At 64.0% G+C, this 15,188-nt stretch carries 10 protein-coding genes and 2 pseudogenes; 9 read left to right on the top strand and 3 right to left on the bottom strand.

Annotated elements, in window-relative coordinates:
- Window positions 1–84: 84 nt before the first annotated feature.
- The 5 genes from FJ960_RS06390 to FJ960_RS06370 all read left to right on the top strand — a co-directional run bounded on the left by FJ960_RS06390 (window position 85) and on the right by FJ960_RS06370 (window position 3,074).
- The gene (locus tag FJ960_RS06390) at window positions 85–312 is read left to right on the top strand and encodes a hypothetical protein (RefSeq protein ID WP_181165822.1); all 228 of its coding nucleotides are present in this window, start codon (window positions 85–87) and stop codon (window positions 310–312) included.
- Between the two features lie 389 nt (window positions 313–701).
- The gene (locus FJ960_RS06385) at window positions 702–1,163 is read left to right on the top strand and encodes a hypothetical protein (protein ID WP_140712590.1); all 462 of its coding nucleotides are present in this window, start codon (window positions 702–704) and stop codon (window positions 1,161–1,163) included.
- Window positions 1,160–2,380, top strand: a complete 1,221-nt coding sequence (locus tag FJ960_RS06380; RefSeq protein WP_140712588.1) for a divalent metal cation transporter — start codon at window positions 1,160–1,162, stop codon at window positions 2,378–2,380. Before FJ960_RS06385 ends, FJ960_RS06380 begins: the two co-directional genes overlap by 4 nt.
- Complete coding sequence (locus FJ960_RS06375; RefSeq protein ID WP_140712586.1) at window positions 2,380–2,739, top strand: hypothetical protein; 360 nt, start codon at window positions 2,380–2,382, stop codon at window positions 2,737–2,739. The genes FJ960_RS06380 and FJ960_RS06375 overlap by 1 nt, the downstream gene beginning before the upstream one ends.
- A 2-nt stretch (window positions 2,740–2,741) precedes the next feature.
- Window positions 2,742–3,074 carry a hypothetical protein gene (locus FJ960_RS06370; RefSeq protein ID WP_027144357.1) on the top strand — a complete coding sequence of 111 codons (333 nt, stop codon included), beginning with the start codon at window positions 2,742–2,744 and terminating at the stop codon, window positions 3,072–3,074.
- A 29-nt stretch (window positions 3,075–3,103) separates the two neighbouring features.
- Here FJ960_RS06370 and FJ960_RS06365 read toward each other — a convergent pair whose 3' ends face one another.
- Together FJ960_RS06365 and FJ960_RS06360 are read right to left on the bottom strand one after the other, a co-directional pair.
- Window positions 3,104–3,430 (bottom strand): hypothetical protein, encoded by a 327-nt coding sequence (locus FJ960_RS06365; RefSeq protein ID WP_140712584.1) that lies wholly within the window; start codon window positions 3,428–3,430, stop codon window positions 3,104–3,106.
- A 56-nt stretch (window positions 3,431–3,486) separates the two neighbouring features.
- Window positions 3,487–3,738, bottom strand: coding sequence for a DUF982 domain-containing protein (locus FJ960_RS06360; protein WP_140712582.1), 252 nt, complete (start codon window positions 3,736–3,738; stop codon window positions 3,487–3,489).
- A gap of 291 nt (window positions 3,739–4,029) precedes the next feature.
- On the opposite strand from FJ960_RS06360, the gene FJ960_RS06355 reads away from it, so the two are divergent.
- Together FJ960_RS06355 and FJ960_RS06350 are read left to right on the top strand one after the other, a co-directional pair.
- Window positions 4,030–4,773, top strand: a complete 744-nt coding sequence (locus FJ960_RS06355; protein WP_140712580.1) for a DUF4142 domain-containing protein — start codon at window positions 4,030–4,032, stop codon at window positions 4,771–4,773.
- Between the two features lie 21 nt (window positions 4,774–4,794).
- On the top strand, window positions 4,795–5,397 hold the full coding sequence (locus FJ960_RS06350; RefSeq protein ID WP_140712578.1) for a general stress protein: 603 nt from the start codon (window positions 4,795–4,797) through the stop codon (window positions 5,395–5,397).
- 79 nt (window positions 5,398–5,476) lie between these two features.
- On the opposite strand, the pseudogene FJ960_RS06345 reads toward FJ960_RS06350, so the two are convergent.
- A pseudogene (locus FJ960_RS06345) lies at window positions 5,477–5,956 on the bottom strand (FCD domain-containing protein); the annotation flags it as partial.
- On the opposite strand from FJ960_RS06345, the pseudogene FJ960_RS06340 reads away from it, so the two are divergent.
- Both FJ960_RS06340 and FJ960_RS06330 read left to right on the top strand, forming a co-directional pair.
- Window positions 5,930–6,952, top strand: a pseudogene (locus tag FJ960_RS06340) (amidase family protein); the annotation flags it as partial. The pseudogenes FJ960_RS06345 and FJ960_RS06340 sit on opposite strands and share 27 nt — an antisense overlap.
- Before the next feature lie 1,282 nt (window positions 6,953–8,234).
- Window positions 8,235–15,182: an autotransporter outer membrane beta-barrel domain-containing protein gene (locus FJ960_RS06330; protein ID WP_181174158.1), complete on the top strand. Its 6,948-nt coding sequence runs from the start codon at window positions 8,235–8,237 to the stop codon at window positions 15,180–15,182.
- Window positions 15,183–15,188 lie beyond the last annotated feature (6 nt).

Raw genomic sequence — 15,188 nt, 5'->3', positions numbered from 1 at the left:
GCCGTCTGGGTGCTGGCGCCCTGTGCGGAACATCTCTGCCGGACTGCCCATTATCAGAGGGTGACACGGACATGGAGTGTGGTGATGGGCATACTTTCCGATCTGGACAAGAAGCTGACGGACAACATGTATGAACATGGCAGCGCGCTTACCGATGCCGTTGCGGATCTGCCGCGTGCGGTCGTCGAAACCGTCGAGCGGCTGATGCCTTTCATTCAGCCCGAAGCGCGCGAGACAGTGAGAAGTCAGGTTCTCGGCCTGGTCCACGAATACAGGGTCGAGAACCCTCCAGGCGCGGCCGAGCAGGATTGAACTAGCCGTTCTGGTCTATCGCGTGGGGCGCGGGTTGGCTCCCGTTGCTCGCTTTGTGGTCGCTGAACCACAACCAGGCCGCGATGATCACGACCGCCACGATCACTATCCAGGCTATGAGACGAGGCATTGCGGAATCCTCCGTGCCAGCAGTTCATCCACGTCGATGTGGTGATCAGGACGGGTTGAGGTCGGTTCGCCTCGTATTCCAAATACCGCAAGCGATCGTTTGTTCCGCTTGAGTTGGTTTCAATCGTGGCCGGCGGTTCCCTGTCATGGTCCATGTCTTGCGATGGCACGCGTGCGATCATTGATTGACGGGCACACGGGGCACTCTAGATCAATTCATGCCGATCACGATTCGCTTCGGTTGCGGGGAGACTGTTGCTGTGGCGCACCAAACGCCGGCTTTGACCTTCAGTGGCCGTCATCTCAGGCTGGATTATCTGTGCGTCCTGTTGCTTCTGGGCATTTCGGCGGGATGCTCGTCTTCCGATCGGATCGAGCAGCAATCACAAACTGCGGCATCCGCCGCACAGACCGCATCGAGGGTGCTCGATGCCTGGACAAGCGGTGCGGCGCCGTTCGCATACACCGCTGGCACGCTGCAATCGGTCGGCAAGACACTGGCCGATGCCGAGGCGCAAATCCGATCGGCCGAAACGGCCGAACCCGCCGAGCAGGCTGCATTGGCGACAGCGGTCAAGGATCTGTCGGTCGCGGTGGCTCACGCCGGGGCGGGATTGCAGGCAGGCAACCGAGCGGGGGTCCAGAAAGCAAAACAGGATCTTCAACTTGCCTCGCGCTCGCTTGCCACCGCCTATGCAAAATATTTCGCGCCGAAGCCATGAAGAAGCTCGTGGAAATATCGCTCGGCGTCGTTACCAGCGTTGGCGGCTTCCTCGAAGTCGGATCGATGGCGACGGCGGCGCAGGCAGGCGCGACTTTCGGTTTCCAACTGATCTGGGCCGTGGTGCTCGGCACCATCTGCATCATCTTTCTGGTGGAAATGGCCGGCAGGTTCGCGGCGGTGAGCCATCACACGATCTGCGATGGCATTCGCGAGAGATTTGGCTTCAACGTCTTTGTGTGGCCGTTGCTTGCCACCTTCTTGCTCAGTCTCATGGTGCTCTCCGCCGAGATCGGCGGCGTTGCCATCGCACTCGAACTTGCCACCGGCATAGGCTTCCAGTGGTGGGCGCTGCCGGTGGCTTTTCTGGCGTGGCTGCTGCTCTGGAAAGGCACGTTCGGCCTCATCGAGAAAGGCGTGTCGATGCTCGGCCTGGTGACCTTGTGTTTCGTCGTCGCGGCCGTGATGCTGAAACCCGACTGGACAGCGGTCGCTGCTGGCGCCGTGCCTTCGCTGCCAGCCCACGACACCGCCAGTTACTGGTTCATGGCGGTCAGCATTCTCGGCGCTTCGATATCGCCGTACCTGTTCATGTTCTATTCCTCCGGGGCCATCGAGGACCAGTGGGACAAGAGCTATCTCGGTGCCAATCGGGCCATAGCGGGACTGGGGATGTCTTTCGGCGGCACCATTTCGGTCGGCGTGCTGATCGTGGCGGCCCTCGTGCTGGCGACGCACGGCATCGACCAGGTGGACGATTATCACCAATTGCCGTTGATGCTGATCCCGGTATTCGGCTTCTGGGGTTTCGTCCTGTTCGTAGCCTCTCTCGCCATTGCCTGCTTCGGCGCTACGCTCGAAGTCGGGCTGCAGCAAGCTTACCTCGTGGCTCAAGGCTTCGGCTGGACGTGGGGCGAGGACCGCAAGCCGCGCGACAACCCAGGGTTCAGCGCGGTGTACACGGTATCGTTGTTTCTTGCCGCCATCCCCATCATGCTTGGTCTCGATCCGCTGAGGCTCACCATCTTTTCCATGGCGCTGACGGCGGCCAGCCTGCCGCTAACCGTGGTTCCATTCCTGTTTCTGCTGAACGACAAACGCTACGTCGGCGAGCATCGCAACGGCATTCTCTCCAACGCCGCGGTCATCTTCATCATCGCGCTCGGCTTTGTGCTGGCCGTGGTGACGATCCCGCTGCAGATATTCGGAGGCACATGATGAAATTGCTGCGTGATCTCCTGGACAAGCAGGTGGTTGACCGCGAACAAGTCAAGATCGGCAAGATCGATGGGCTGATGGCGGAGTTGCGGCAGGGCAAGCCGCCAAGGATCATTGCGATCGAACTCGGCTCTATCACTTTGGCGCGCCGCCTCGGCGCAGGACCCGGACGATGGGTGGCGCGACTCGCGGCAAAGCTGGGTGGCAAGCGCCATGGCGAGCCGCATCGGATCGCCTGGCACAAGGTGAGGGATATCGGCACCGACATCGAGTTCGATGTGGATGTGCGTCAGACGTCGATCTTCGCCTGGCAGGACTGGTTGCGCGATCATATCATCGGGCGCATTCCGGGAGCTTGATGATGACCATCGTCAATCTCGAACGTCTGGCTGGGCGACGCGTGCTGTCGCAGCGAGGCAAAAGCATCGGCTACATCGAGGAAATCCGCGCTGAACGGGATGGCGACGATTTCGTCGTTACCGAATTCCACGTCGGCATCCACGCTGCTTTCGAGCGTCTTTCTGCGTCGGCCATAGGCGTGGCGGTGCTCGATCTGTTTCGGCTGCGCCGCCGCGATGGTCTGTACCGCATCCCTTGGGACAAGCTCGACATCTCCGACCCGGCGCGCCCGCGGCTGCTGTGCCCGATGACCGAACTCTCCGGCATGAAGAGCGCACCCGATCGTCGCGAATAGGTCGCCGCCGCGCATCGTCGTGAATATCTTCAGCGCAGCATGCTCGCGGCCAGAAAGACCGCGGCGGCTATCAAAACGACAGCTGCAATGACAAACAGCGGCCAGTTGCCGCGAGGCCGCAGTTCCGGTTCGCTTTCGATCGGCCGCATCGCATTGGCGAAGCTGGCGTCGTTCTCGAATTTTGGCCGGGAACGTGGCGGCTCTGCTCCAGCGATCGGATTTTGTGTGTCGGCCGCCTCGGCGTCGGTCTCCAGCGGGACAATGGCGGGATCGAAGCCTGGCGTTTTGTCCTGCGTCGCTCCCGCCTCAATCTCGCCTCTGGCAGAGGCAGGGGTAGGATCTGACATCTTGGCCATGACCTCTCTCTTTCGAACCAAACTCTGCCAAATCGGCAGCGGTGGTTTTGAGACGGCTATATTTGCTCGAGCAGAATCCTGGCGTCCTTGGCCGCAACGATGAACGCCTGTCTTGCGACCTTTGGAGGCTTTTCGCCACGCATCACGGCAAGGCACGCCCTGAGCGCGGCAAGACGCATTTCGGATTTCGGCTCTGGCCAGTCCCGCAGCAGCACTTCAGCGGCATCGGACACAGAGACCACGACCCTGTCTCGGTCAATGCGGCCAGGTTGAATGATGATCGGCTTTCTGAAATGGCCCGCACGCACCTGCCCCTCCAAGACCTGCCCCGTTGCTTTACAATGCCTGCCCAAGGACGAGCCGCGCAGACCGCACGCTAACTCCGCGACCGCCGATTTGTTCCAGCGTACTTGGCGTTGGAATAGCGATGCCTGGAATCACTCGGTTTTCACGGCGTTTTTTTGCAGCCACGCCCGACGGCTCGTTCACGGATTTTGCCGCTGAATGGTCCGCTGGCATGCCGTCTCGATGGGGGAACAAAGCGCATCCCGGCTTGTTAGGTCGCAACGCAAATTCGCTCACCGACAAGGACAAAGCCGATGAAAACACGACATCTTCTCGCCTCCTTCGCAGTTGCTTGCACTGTTCTCGCAATGCCCGCCTTTGCTGCCGACAGCGCCCAGGATTTCGTCGACAAGGCTGCCGTCGGCGGCAAGTTCGAGGTCGACTCGAGCCAGATTGCCCTGGACAAGGTTCAGGACCAACGCATCAAGGATTTTGCCCAGATGATGATCCGGGACCATGGCGCCGCCAACGCCAAGCTGGAAACGATCGCGGGCGAACAGAAACTGAAAGTACCGCCGGCGCTCGATGCCCAGCACCAGGGCGATCTGGACAAGCTCAAGAATGCGCAGGGGCCGATGGATCCGGCTTACGTCGACCTGCAGCGCAACGCGCATGACGACGCCGTCAAGCTGTTTGAAAATTATGCCAGCGGCGGTGACAACGCCGCACTCAAGACTTTTGCCCAGCAAACGGTCGGTACGTTGAAGATGCACCAGCAGACGATCGAGAAGATCGCCGCCAGGCAAGACGCCATCACGGGAGCGACAACGCCGGCGGTGAAGACCGACAATATTCCCAACGCCGCCGCTCTCGTCCCCGGCGCAAACAGCTTCACCGAAGCCCAGGCCAAGAGCCGGATCGAGAATGCGGGATATTCGAACGTATCGAAGCTTACCAAGGACGACCAGGGCATCTGGCGCGGCCAGGCGGCCAAAGGAGGCGAAAACCTCAACGTAGGGGTCGACTACCAGGGCAACGTCGTTGCCTCGAGCAAGTGAGCATGGATCAGGAGAAATCACATGAAGACGGTAACCGGACTGTTCGACAATTATGACGACGCGGCCGATGCGGTCGGCGAGCTCGAGGCGACGGGCGTCCCACATTCCAATATCAGCATCGTCGCCAACAACTCGGATGAATGGTATGAGGCAAACCGTTCCGAGGCCGTCGAAGACGCTGGCAGCGGCGCGGGAATCGGAGCTGTGATCGGCGGTGCCGGGGGCCTGCTCACGGGGCTGGGCGTCATGGCCATCCCGGGTGTCGGCCCGGTGGTCGCGGCCGGATGGCTCGCCGCGACCGCCGCGGGGGCGGTTGCCGGCGCCGTGGCTGGTGGAGCGGCCGGCGGCATTATCGGTGGTCTGACAGAGTCGGGCGTGCCCGAGCGCGATGCGCACATCTATGCGGAAGGTGTACGCCGCGGCGGCACCTTGGTGACGGCCAAGGTGGACGACGAACTCGTGCCGAATGCCGAGGAGATTTTGGGTCAGTCTCGATCGGTCGACCTGGCTGAACGCCGTAGGATGTACGAGGCGGATGGCTGGACCGGCTTCGACGTCAATGCAGGCGAATACGCACCCAAGGACGTCGATCGCGACGGCGGCCGCGCAATCAATCGACCCTGAAAGCGGATCCCGGCCCTGGCTACGACCAGGCCAATGGGCGCAGTGCGGCCGGGTGGAACCATTTCTTCTCGATATGCCTCTAAGGGTGTAGCGGCGCGGCTCGCGCCTGGTCGTCAACCACAAACACGGCGCTCGCTTCACTGACGATGGACACGTGTTCCATGGCGGCCTTGCCCGCAGCTGGGCCATCGCCACGCAGGATCGCGGTGACGTTGGCGTCGTGCTCCTGCCAGGATTTCGCCAGGCGTCCGGCCAGCCTGAACTGGGCCCGGCGAAAGGGGGCCAGCCGGCTGCGCGTCATCGCGGTCAACTCGTAGATGTACGTGCTGTGGGCACCGCGATAGAGCCGGCTGTGGAACTCGGTGTTGAAGTACTCATAGTCTTCCTCGGCACCCAGCCGTACCAGCCGCGCCGAGGCCTGATGCTCGGTCTCGAGCGCGCGGCGCTCGCTGCCGGCCATGCGCTCGGCGCAGAAGCGCGCGCATATGCCCTCCAGCTCGGCCATGCTCTCGAACATCGAGGCGAGGTGCTCCTGAAGTTCTTCGGCGACGCCCCGATGCAGGCCGGCTTCGAGGCAGCACTTGGCCTTCTGGAAACGCTTGGCTGCCGGCTGGTCGAAATTCCGTTCAGCGATTTCTACGCCACCGCCAATCTTCTCTACGAGGGCGCCTGGGTCGCCGAGCGCTACGCGGCGATCAGCGACTTCATGGACGCCAACGAGGCCGCCATGCATCCGGTGACGCGCAAGATCATCGGCGGCGCCAGAAGCCTTTCGGCGGCCGACGCCTTTCGCGGCGTCTATGCCTTGCAAGCCTACAAGGCGAAGCTCGCCCCGGTCGTCGCCTCGGTCGACCTGTTCTGCGTGCCGACCGCGCCTACGCATTACACCACAGCCGCGGTGCTTGCCGATCCGGTTGCCACCAACAGCCGGCTTGGCACCTACACCAACTTCGTCAACTTGCTCGATATGTGCGGCGTCGCCGTGCCGACAGGCAAACGCGGCGACGGCCTGCCGATGAGCGTCACGTTCTTGGCGCCGGCCGGCCGCGATGCGCTGACGGCGATGCTCGCCCGCGACCTGCATGCGCAGAGCGGCCTGCCGCTCGGCGCAACGGGTTGGCCGGAGCCCGGCCCGCGGCCGGCCGCCGTGCCGCCATGCGACGGCATGATCGACCTGGTGGTGGTCGGCGCGCATCTGTCGGGCATGCCGCTCAACGGCCAGCTCAACCAGCTCGGCGCGCACTTCCTGCGCGCGACCAGGACCGCCGCCGCTTACAAGCTCTATGCATTGGTCGGCCAGTCCGTGCCCAAGCCCGGTCTGATCCGCGTTGCCGATGGCGGCATGCGGATCGACGTCGAGGTCTGGCGGCTTGGGCCTGAGGCTTTCGGCCGTTTCGTCGCCGCTATTCCGGCTCCGCTCGGCATCGGCACGGTCGAACTCGACGACGGCACCCCCGCCAAGGGTTTTCTGGTCGAAGGCGCGGGCTTGGACGGTGCCTCCGACATCTCCTCATTCGGCGGCTGGCGCCGCTTTATCGCACGTGGCAATAGTTGAATGGATTTTGGTAGCGGGAGAGCGCTAACGCCTTTCCCCCCACTCTGAAACCCTGCGATATTTTCTACGGTGTTGAGCGTGATGGACGTGTGGCGGTGCGGCAAAGATTGGGCGGGGAGCGGAAAGTCTGACCCGAAGTCGACGTACGTTGTCCACGACGCGAACGGCGGCTTCGCGCCTCATGTCAGCCGTTCCAACGAGCAGTTGGTTATCCCAAAAAGCAGCCGTCAATGCAGCGGTTGATTCGGACACAATGACAGGGCAACTCACGAAGCAGTCCGCCGTGTCTCCAAGGAATATCTGATTGATGTAGTGCCCGGTCGCCTCGGCATGCGAACGCGCCAGCCGGAGCAGATCCGTCACCGCGCGCTCGACTTCCTCGAGCCGGTGGGGTTCTCCGATTCCGGAGGATCGATCCGGACGACGTCCTGCTTGTAGGCCTATCCAAGGGCGTTGTGAGGCTGTGCCTTCGCCGCTGCATGAAAAATCATCGGCGCCTTGCGCAGTCCCCTGCAGACCCAGCGCAGGAGCCCTGCATTTTCGGGCGCCTTGATCGAGTCCAAGACCTTGGTCTCCGTGCCGACGGACAAAACGCGGATGTTCTCCCATCGATGGGTGGAGGCGACACCGGCGATCGGCTGAACTTAGCCGAGACGTTGCTCGCCGACATCGCCTTGACGATCGCGGGGTTGCTCATCAGTGCGGCTTCTCGAGCCAAAGCCACTCAATGTGCGTGCCTGACAGCGTGAAGTCACCGAGCGCATTCCGAGGCTGCTTTCGTGCCTATTATACAAGTTGTCGCTAATGCAATGAAGGGATTAACTACCGCTTAGGTCTTCCTCGTTGTTTTTGTAACGGCGCCGCATTTTCCTGAAATACTAAATGTGGGAATCATGGCTTCTTGAGGCGATTGAAAGCTTGAGGGGTTTCATGCTACCAGCGCATTGGTGGGCGCGATCATCGCACTTGTGCTTGAGCCGAAGGTGCCGCGGAGAATGGGGGACCTTGCCTCATACCGAGGATCGCCGAACGGCAGCCGCGCGGACAAGGCGCCGCTGTCTAGCACACCCGTCCATTTCCGAATTGAAATTGCATGCGCGCGCCAGATCGCGACCGGTGGTCGGGAGACCCGTCAGGCTGGCGCCAAGGGGAAAGAATGAGCGGAACCCAGGACAATTCAGCTGAAACCCTAGAGCGCGGGACGCGCTTGGCTGAAGCCGGGTCTCGGGCCTTTGGCTCATGGCCGATGCGCGGGGGCCGGATGACCAAACGGAAGGGTCACGTGGCAAGCTTTGCGCCACATTTGGCCCAATTGGCGACCGCCACGACAAAAGCGTCGGCCCTGACGTTGCTTCTATCGGCCACGGCACTTACATCGGCAGGCGCGCAGACCCTGAGTTTCGGCCCGACCGGCGCCGGCGGCTCTGGCACTTGGGACACCAGCACCAGCAATTGGTTCGATGGCTCGACTGCGGTGCCGTGGGCGGGTGGAGACACCGCCATATTTGGCGGGACCGCAGGCACCGTGACCGTGAGTGGTACGGTTTCGACGGCAGGCGCGACCTTCAACACCACCGGCTATACGGTCACCGGCGGTACGCTGGCCCTAAGCGGGGCCACGCCCACGATCACGACGGATGCCGGGGTGTCGGCGGCGATCAGTTCGGCGATCTCCGGCTCCGCCACCTTGGTGAAATCGGGGGTGGGGACGCTCACTTTTTCCGGCACCCAGACTTACACGGGGGCGACCATCGTTGATGCCGGAAAGTTAGTTCTGAGCAACGTAACCGGCTTTGTTTCCGCGACCACGGTCAATTCCGCTGCTACACTGACTTTCACCGGCACCACATCCGTAACAGCCGTCGCCCCCGTCACCCTCAACGATGGCGCGATGTTGGAAAACATCAATCCATCGGGCACCGTCGTGTTGAGCGGAGCCGTGACCACCACCGGCAACACGTCGATCAACGTCAGTACTCCCGGCACGGGCCGGGGGCTTTACCTGGACGGCGGCTTGAAGGGCAGCGGGACGGTCACCATCAACGCGGCCAATGCGGGCAACTCCGTGGCACTGCGCAACAACAACAGCACCTTCAGCGGCACGCTGGTCATCAACGGCATCGCGAATGGCGCCGCCGGCGCCGGCAGCGGTCTGGCCCTTGGGGGACCAGCCACAAGCAATGCCCTGATCAATACGAATGTCGTGCTCAATGGCACCATCGAATTGGCCGATCAGGGCATAGGTTCGGGATTTCTCACGAGCGCCTTCAATTTGGGCGCGCTGTCCGGAAGCGGCATCATTGTCGCTAATCGCCAGCCCAGCGGCAATTTTGGCTCGACCATCATACTGGGAAATACCAACGCCGACGGACTGTTCAGCGGCCGCATCATCCGCGGCAGCGGCAAGACCAACGTGGTCGGTGTCACCAAGGTGGGCACCGGCACCCAAATCCTGTCCGGCGCCAGCACTTATGTCGGCGCGACCAGAATCTCCCGCGGTGTTCTGAGCACCCCGCTGCTTGCCAACGGCGGCGCCGCCAGCGGCATCGGAGCCTCCGCCAGCGCCGCCACCAATCTGATTCTGGACGGCGGCATGCTGCAATATACGGGAAGCGGCGTGAGCACGAACCGTCAATTCACCCTGACGACGAATGGCGGCGCCATCGACGCGTCCGGCAGCGGAGCCTTGACCTTCAGCGACACCGGTTCAGTCGCTCTCAGCGGCGCGGGCGCACGTACCCTGACCCTGACCGGTAGCAACACAGGCGCAAATGCGCTGTCTTCCGTTCTTGGCGACACCGGCGGTCCGACAACCCTAGTCAAGTCGGGTCTCGGCACGTGGGTCCTGACCGGCAGCAACAGCTACACCGGAAGCACCCTCGTCACTGCCGGCACGCTGCTTGTCGACGGCGATCAGTCCGGTGCGACCGGAACCACCACCGTCGGCTCGAACGCGACACTCGGCGGCACCGGCACCGTCGGCGGCAACGTCACGATTGCGAACGGCGGCACGCTCAGCCCCGGCGAGGCCGGCAACGCACCAGGCACGCTCACCATCAATGGCGGGCTGACCCTCAACAACACCTCGGCCGCCAATTTCAATTTCGGCCAGGCGAACGTGCCGGGCGGGCCGCTGAACGATCTCGTCAACATCGGCGGCAACCTGACGCTCGACGGCACGCTCAATGTCACGCAGACGACGGGCGGGATCTTCGGCCCCGGCGTCTATCGCGTCTTCAACTATGGCGGCTCGCTAACCGACAACGGGCTCGATGTCACGTCGCCCGACTATTTCGTGCAGACCTCGGTCGCCAACCAAGTCAACCTCGTCAATTCGGCGGGGCTGCAGCTCAGCTACTGGGACGGCGACGCCGGTCCGCACTCCAACAGCATCGTCAACGGCGGCAACGGCACCTGGCAGGCCGCCGGCGACCAGAACTGGACCGATGCCAGCGGCACCTTCGCCGCGCCCTTCGCCAACGCCAGCTTCGCCATTTTCCAGGGTGCGGCGGGAACCGTCACTGTCGACAACACCAACGGCCAGGTGCAGGCGACGGGCATGCAGTTCGCCAGCGATGGCTATCTGGTCCAGGGCGCAGATATCGAGCTGGTGAGCGGCTCGAGCATCATCCGCGTCGGCGACGGCAGTGCGGCCAGCGCCGGCTTTACAACCACCATCGCCGCCAACCTCATCGGCGCCAGCCAGTTGGTGAAGACCGATCTCGGCACGCTGGTGCTGTCCGGCACCAACAGCTACAGCGGCGGCACGGCGATCAACAGCGGCACGCTGCAGATCGCGTCGGACGCCAATCTCGGCAATGCGGCGGGCGGCCTGACCTTCGGCGGCGGCACGCTCCACACCACCGCCGATATCACCAGCGCGCGTGCGGTCGCGCTCGCCGGCGCCGGCACCTTCCTGACCGATGGCGGCACCACCACCACATTGACCGGCGGCGTTACCGGCGCGGGTGCGCTGACCAAGGAGGGCGTCGGCACACTGGTGCTGGCGAGCGATGCCACCCATAGCGGCGGCACGACCATTGCCGCGGGCACGCTGCAGGTCGGCAATGGCGGCACCTCCGGCAGCCTCGCCGGCAATATCACCAACAACGGCACGCTGGCCTTCGACCGCTCCGATAGCTTGTTGTTCGGCGGCGTGATCTCCGGCACGGGTAACCTGAACCAGATCGGCACCGGCACCACGATCCTGACCGCCGCCAGCACCTACAGCGGTGGCACGACGATCTCCGCCGGCACGCTGCAGCTCGGCAATGGCGCCGCCTCGGGCTCGATCCTTGGCGACGTCGTCGATAACGCCACCCTGGCCTTCGACCGATCGGACGATATCACTTTCGGCGGCACCATCAGCGGCAGCGGCGGCATCCGGCAGTTCGGCAGCGGCTCGACGACGCTCACCGCCAACAACAGCTATGCGGGCCCGACGGTCGTCGATGGCGGCACGCTCTTCGTCAACGGCGACCAGTCGGCGGCCGTCGGCCCGACCTCGGTCAGTGTCGGCGGCACGCTCGGCGGCACCGGCACGATCGGCGGCGACGTCAGCGTGGCCGATGGTGGGTCGATGAACCCCGGCGTTGCCGGTGCGACCGGCACGCTCACCATCAACGGCGCGCTTGGGCTGAGTGGCGGATCGAGCCTCAATTACGATTTCGGCCAAGCCAATGTCGCCGGTGGCGCGTTCAACGACCTGACGGCGGTCGCAGGCAACCTGACGCTCGACGGCACGATCAATGTTGCCGTCGCGCCCGGCGGCACCTTCAGCCCCGGCATCTACCGGGTGATCAGCTATGGCGGCACGCTGACCGACAACGGCCTCGACGTCGGCACGATCCCGTCGCCGGACTTCTTTGTCCAAACTTCGATCGCCAGCCAGGTCAATCTGGTCAACACCGCCGGCCTGCTGCTCAACTTCTGGGACGGCGACGCCGGTCCGAAGAACAACAGCGCCATCAACGGCGGCAATGGCATCTGGCAGAACTCGAACGGCAACGACAACTGGACGGAAGGCACAGGTGCGATCAACGCGCCTTATGCCGATGGCGCCTTCGCCATCTTCGCCGGCACGGCCGGCACCGTCACCGTCGACAATTTGCCGGGACAGGTCAGCGCTGCAGGCATGCAGTTCGCCACCGACGGCTATCTGGTCCAGGGCGGCGACATCACCTTGGTCGGACCGCAGTCGACCATCCGCGTGGGCGATGGCACCGCGGCCAGCGCCACGTATGTGGCGACCATTGCCTCCAACCTCACCGGCAACACCCAGCTGGTCAAGGATGACCTCGGCACGCTGGTGCTGTCCGGCACCAACAGCTACACCGGCGGCACCGCGATCAACGGCGGCACGCTGCAGATCGCGTCGGACGCCAATCTCGGCGACGCGGCGGGCGGCTTGTCCTTCAACGGCGGCACGCTCAACACCACCGCCGACATCACGACCGGCCGCGCGGTCACGCTCGCCGGCGCCGGCACCTTCCTGACCGATGCAGCCACGACGACGACATTGACCGGCGGCATCGCCGGCGCCGGCGCGCTGACCAAGGACGGCACCGGCACGCTGGTGCTGGCAAGCGATGCCACGCACACGGGCGGCACGACCATTGCGGCAGGCATTCTGCAGGTCGGCAATGGCGGCGCTCTCGGCAGCCTCGCCGGCAATGTCGTCGACAATGGCACGCTGGCCTTCGATCGTTCGAACGCCATCACCTTCGGCGGCGTCATCTCCGGTGCGGGCGGCCTGAACCAGATCGGCGCGGGCACCACGATCCTGACCGCCGCCAACACCTATGGCGGGCCGACCAACGTCAACAGCGGCACCTTGCTCGTCAACGGCAACCAGTCCGGCGCCACTGGCCTGACCTCGGTGGCAGGCGGGGCGACGCTCGGCGGCACCGGCATCATTGGCGGCGATGTCACCATGGCGGATGGCAGCACGCTCAGCCCCGGCGGCAGCGGCAACGCCGCCGGCGCGCTGACGATCAACGGCAACCTTATACTCAGCGGCGGCACCAGTCTTGCGTATAATTTCGGGCAGGCGAACGCGCCCGGCGGCGCGCTGAACGACGTCGTCAATGTCGGCGGCAATCTGACGCTCGACGGCACCCTCAACATCACGCCGACTGCCGGCGGCAGCTTCGGCCCAGGCGTCTATCGCGTGTTCAACTACAACGGCTCGCTGACAGACAATGGGCTCGCCCTGACGTCGCCCGACTACTCGGTCCAGACATCGATCGCCAACCAGGTCAACCTCATCAACACGGCCGGGCAGCTGCTGACCTTCTGGGACGGCGATGCCGGCCCCAAGAACAACAGCGTGGTCAACGGCGGCAACGGCACCTGGCAGGTCGCCGGCACAGGCGACAACTGGACGACCCCCGGCGGCGAGGTCAACGCGCCGTGGAGCAACGGCCAGTTCGCCGTATTCCAGGGCACGCCCGGAACCGTGGCCGTCGACAACGGCAACGGGCCGGTCACCGTCAACGGCATGCAGTTCGCCGCCGACCGCTACCGCATCCAGGGCGACGCCATCACCCTGACCGGCGGACCGGCGATCATCAATGTCGGCGACGGCACCAGCGGCAGCGCCAGCTACAAGGCGACCATCGCGTCCGACCTTGTTGGCAACTCCGGGCTGACCAAGGTCGACTACGGCACTCTGATCCTTGCCGGCAACAGCACCTATGTCGGGGCGACGACCGTGCAGGACGGAACCCTGGCGGCGGGCAAGGCCGGCGCCTTCAACGCGACGTCAGCATTCACGGTGCAGTCGGGCGGCACGCTTGACCTTGCCGGCTTTGACCAGACTGTCGCCTCGCTCAGCAATAGCGGCGCGGTTCGGCTTGGTGCTGCGGCACCCGGTACGGTGCTCACGGTGAGCGGGGACTATGTCGGCAATGGCGGCAAGGTCCTCATCAATGCCGCGCTCGGCGGCGATGCGTCTGCGACCGACAAGCTGGTCGTGCATGGCAACACCTCCGGCTCCGGCATCCTTGCGGTCACCAATGTTGGCGGCGCGGGCGCGCAGACCAGCGAAGGCATCAAGATCGTCGACGTCGCCAGCAGCTCGGTCGGCACCTTCACGCTTGCCGGCAACTATGTCTTCCAGGGCAACCAGGCTGTCGTCGGCGGCGCCTATGCCTACCGGCTCTACAAGAACGGCGTGAACACTCCGACCGACGGCGACTGGTATCTGCGCTCGACCTTGATCAACCAGACCGGACCGCTCTATGCGCCAAGCACGCCGCTCTACGAGGCCTATGCCGGCGTGCTGCAGAGCTTCAACGAACTGGGTACGCTGCAGCAGCGCACCGGCAACCGGACATGGGGCGAGGGCGCAACCCCGCAGGGCGCGGACGTGCCGGGCCAGGGTCCGGACGACGGCAACGCCATCTGGGCCCGCATCGATGCCGCGCACGGCAAGTTCGAGCCCAAGACTTCGACCACCGGCACCGATTACGACGTGACGACGTGGAAGCTCAACGCCGGCGTCGACGGCCTGCTGCATGAAAGCGAGGCCGGCATCCTGTTGGGCGGCATCACGGTCCACTACGGCACAGTGTCGTCGGATGTCTCGTCGCTCTTCGGCACCGGCTCGATCTCGGCCACCGGCTATGGTGTTGGCGGCACGCTGACCTGGTTCGGCAACAGCGGCTTCTACGTCGACACCCAGGCCCAGGCGACCTGGTATGACAGCGACATCAACTCGGCCGTGCTGGGCAAGCTTGCCGATGGCAATAAGGGCTTCGGCTATGCGCTCAGCATCGAGAGCGGTCAGAAGATCGCGCTGCGCGGCAACTGGTCGCTGACCCCGCAGGCGCAGCTTTCCTACTCGGCCGTCGACTTCGACAAGTTCACCGATCCGTTCGGCACCGTCGTGTCGCCCGGCAGCGGCGACAGCCTGATCGGCCGCCTCGGAGTCTCGGCCGACTATGAGGACCAGTGGGCCGACAGCGCCGGCCAGGTGAGCCGGGCGCATGTCTACGGCATCGCCAATCTCTACTACGACTTCCTCGACGGGACCGATGTCGATGTCTCGGGCGTTAAGCTGGTCAACCAGAACCAGAAGTTCTGGGGTGGCGTCGGCCTCGGCGGCTCGCTCGACTTTGGCGACGGCAAGTACTCGGTCTATGGCGAAGCGCTGGCCAAGACGAGCCTGGCGAACTTCGGCGACAGCAATGTCATAAGCGGCAAGCTTGGCTTCAGCGTGCACTGGTAGCAGCGC

Origin of the sequence: Mesorhizobium sp. B2-3-11, assembly GCF_006442215.1 — a bacterium.
GTDB classification, from domain to species: Bacteria; Pseudomonadota; Alphaproteobacteria; order Rhizobiales; family Rhizobiaceae; genus Mesorhizobium; species Mesorhizobium salmacidum.
Note: the sequence above shows the minus strand (reverse complement) of the source record. Positions and strands in the feature narration are given on the sequence as shown.

Excerpts from the sequence above, each read along its gene's own strand:
- FJ960_RS06390 (WP_181165822.1), top strand. The coding sequence starts at position 85 with ATGGGCATACTTTCCGATCTGGACAAGAAGCTGACGGACAACATGTAT.
- FJ960_RS06380 (WP_140712588.1), top strand. The coding sequence starts at position 1,160 with ATGAAGAAGCTCGTGGAAATATCGCTCGGCGTCGTTACCAGCGTTGGC.
- FJ960_RS06375 (WP_140712586.1), top strand. The coding sequence starts at position 2,380 with ATGAAATTGCTGCGTGATCTCCTGGACAAGCAGGTGGTTGACCGCGAA.
- FJ960_RS06370 (WP_027144357.1), top strand. The coding sequence starts at position 2,742 with ATGACCATCGTCAATCTCGAACGTCTGGCTGGGCGACGCGTGCTGTCG.
- FJ960_RS06365 (WP_140712584.1), bottom strand. The coding sequence starts at position 3,430 with ATGGCCAAGATGTCAGATCCTACCCCTGCCTCTGCCAGAGGCGAGATT.
- FJ960_RS06355 (WP_140712580.1), top strand. The coding sequence starts at position 4,030 with ATGAAAACACGACATCTTCTCGCCTCCTTCGCAGTTGCTTGCACTGTT.
- FJ960_RS06350 (WP_140712578.1), top strand. The coding sequence starts at position 4,795 with ATGAAGACGGTAACCGGACTGTTCGACAATTATGACGACGCGGCCGAT.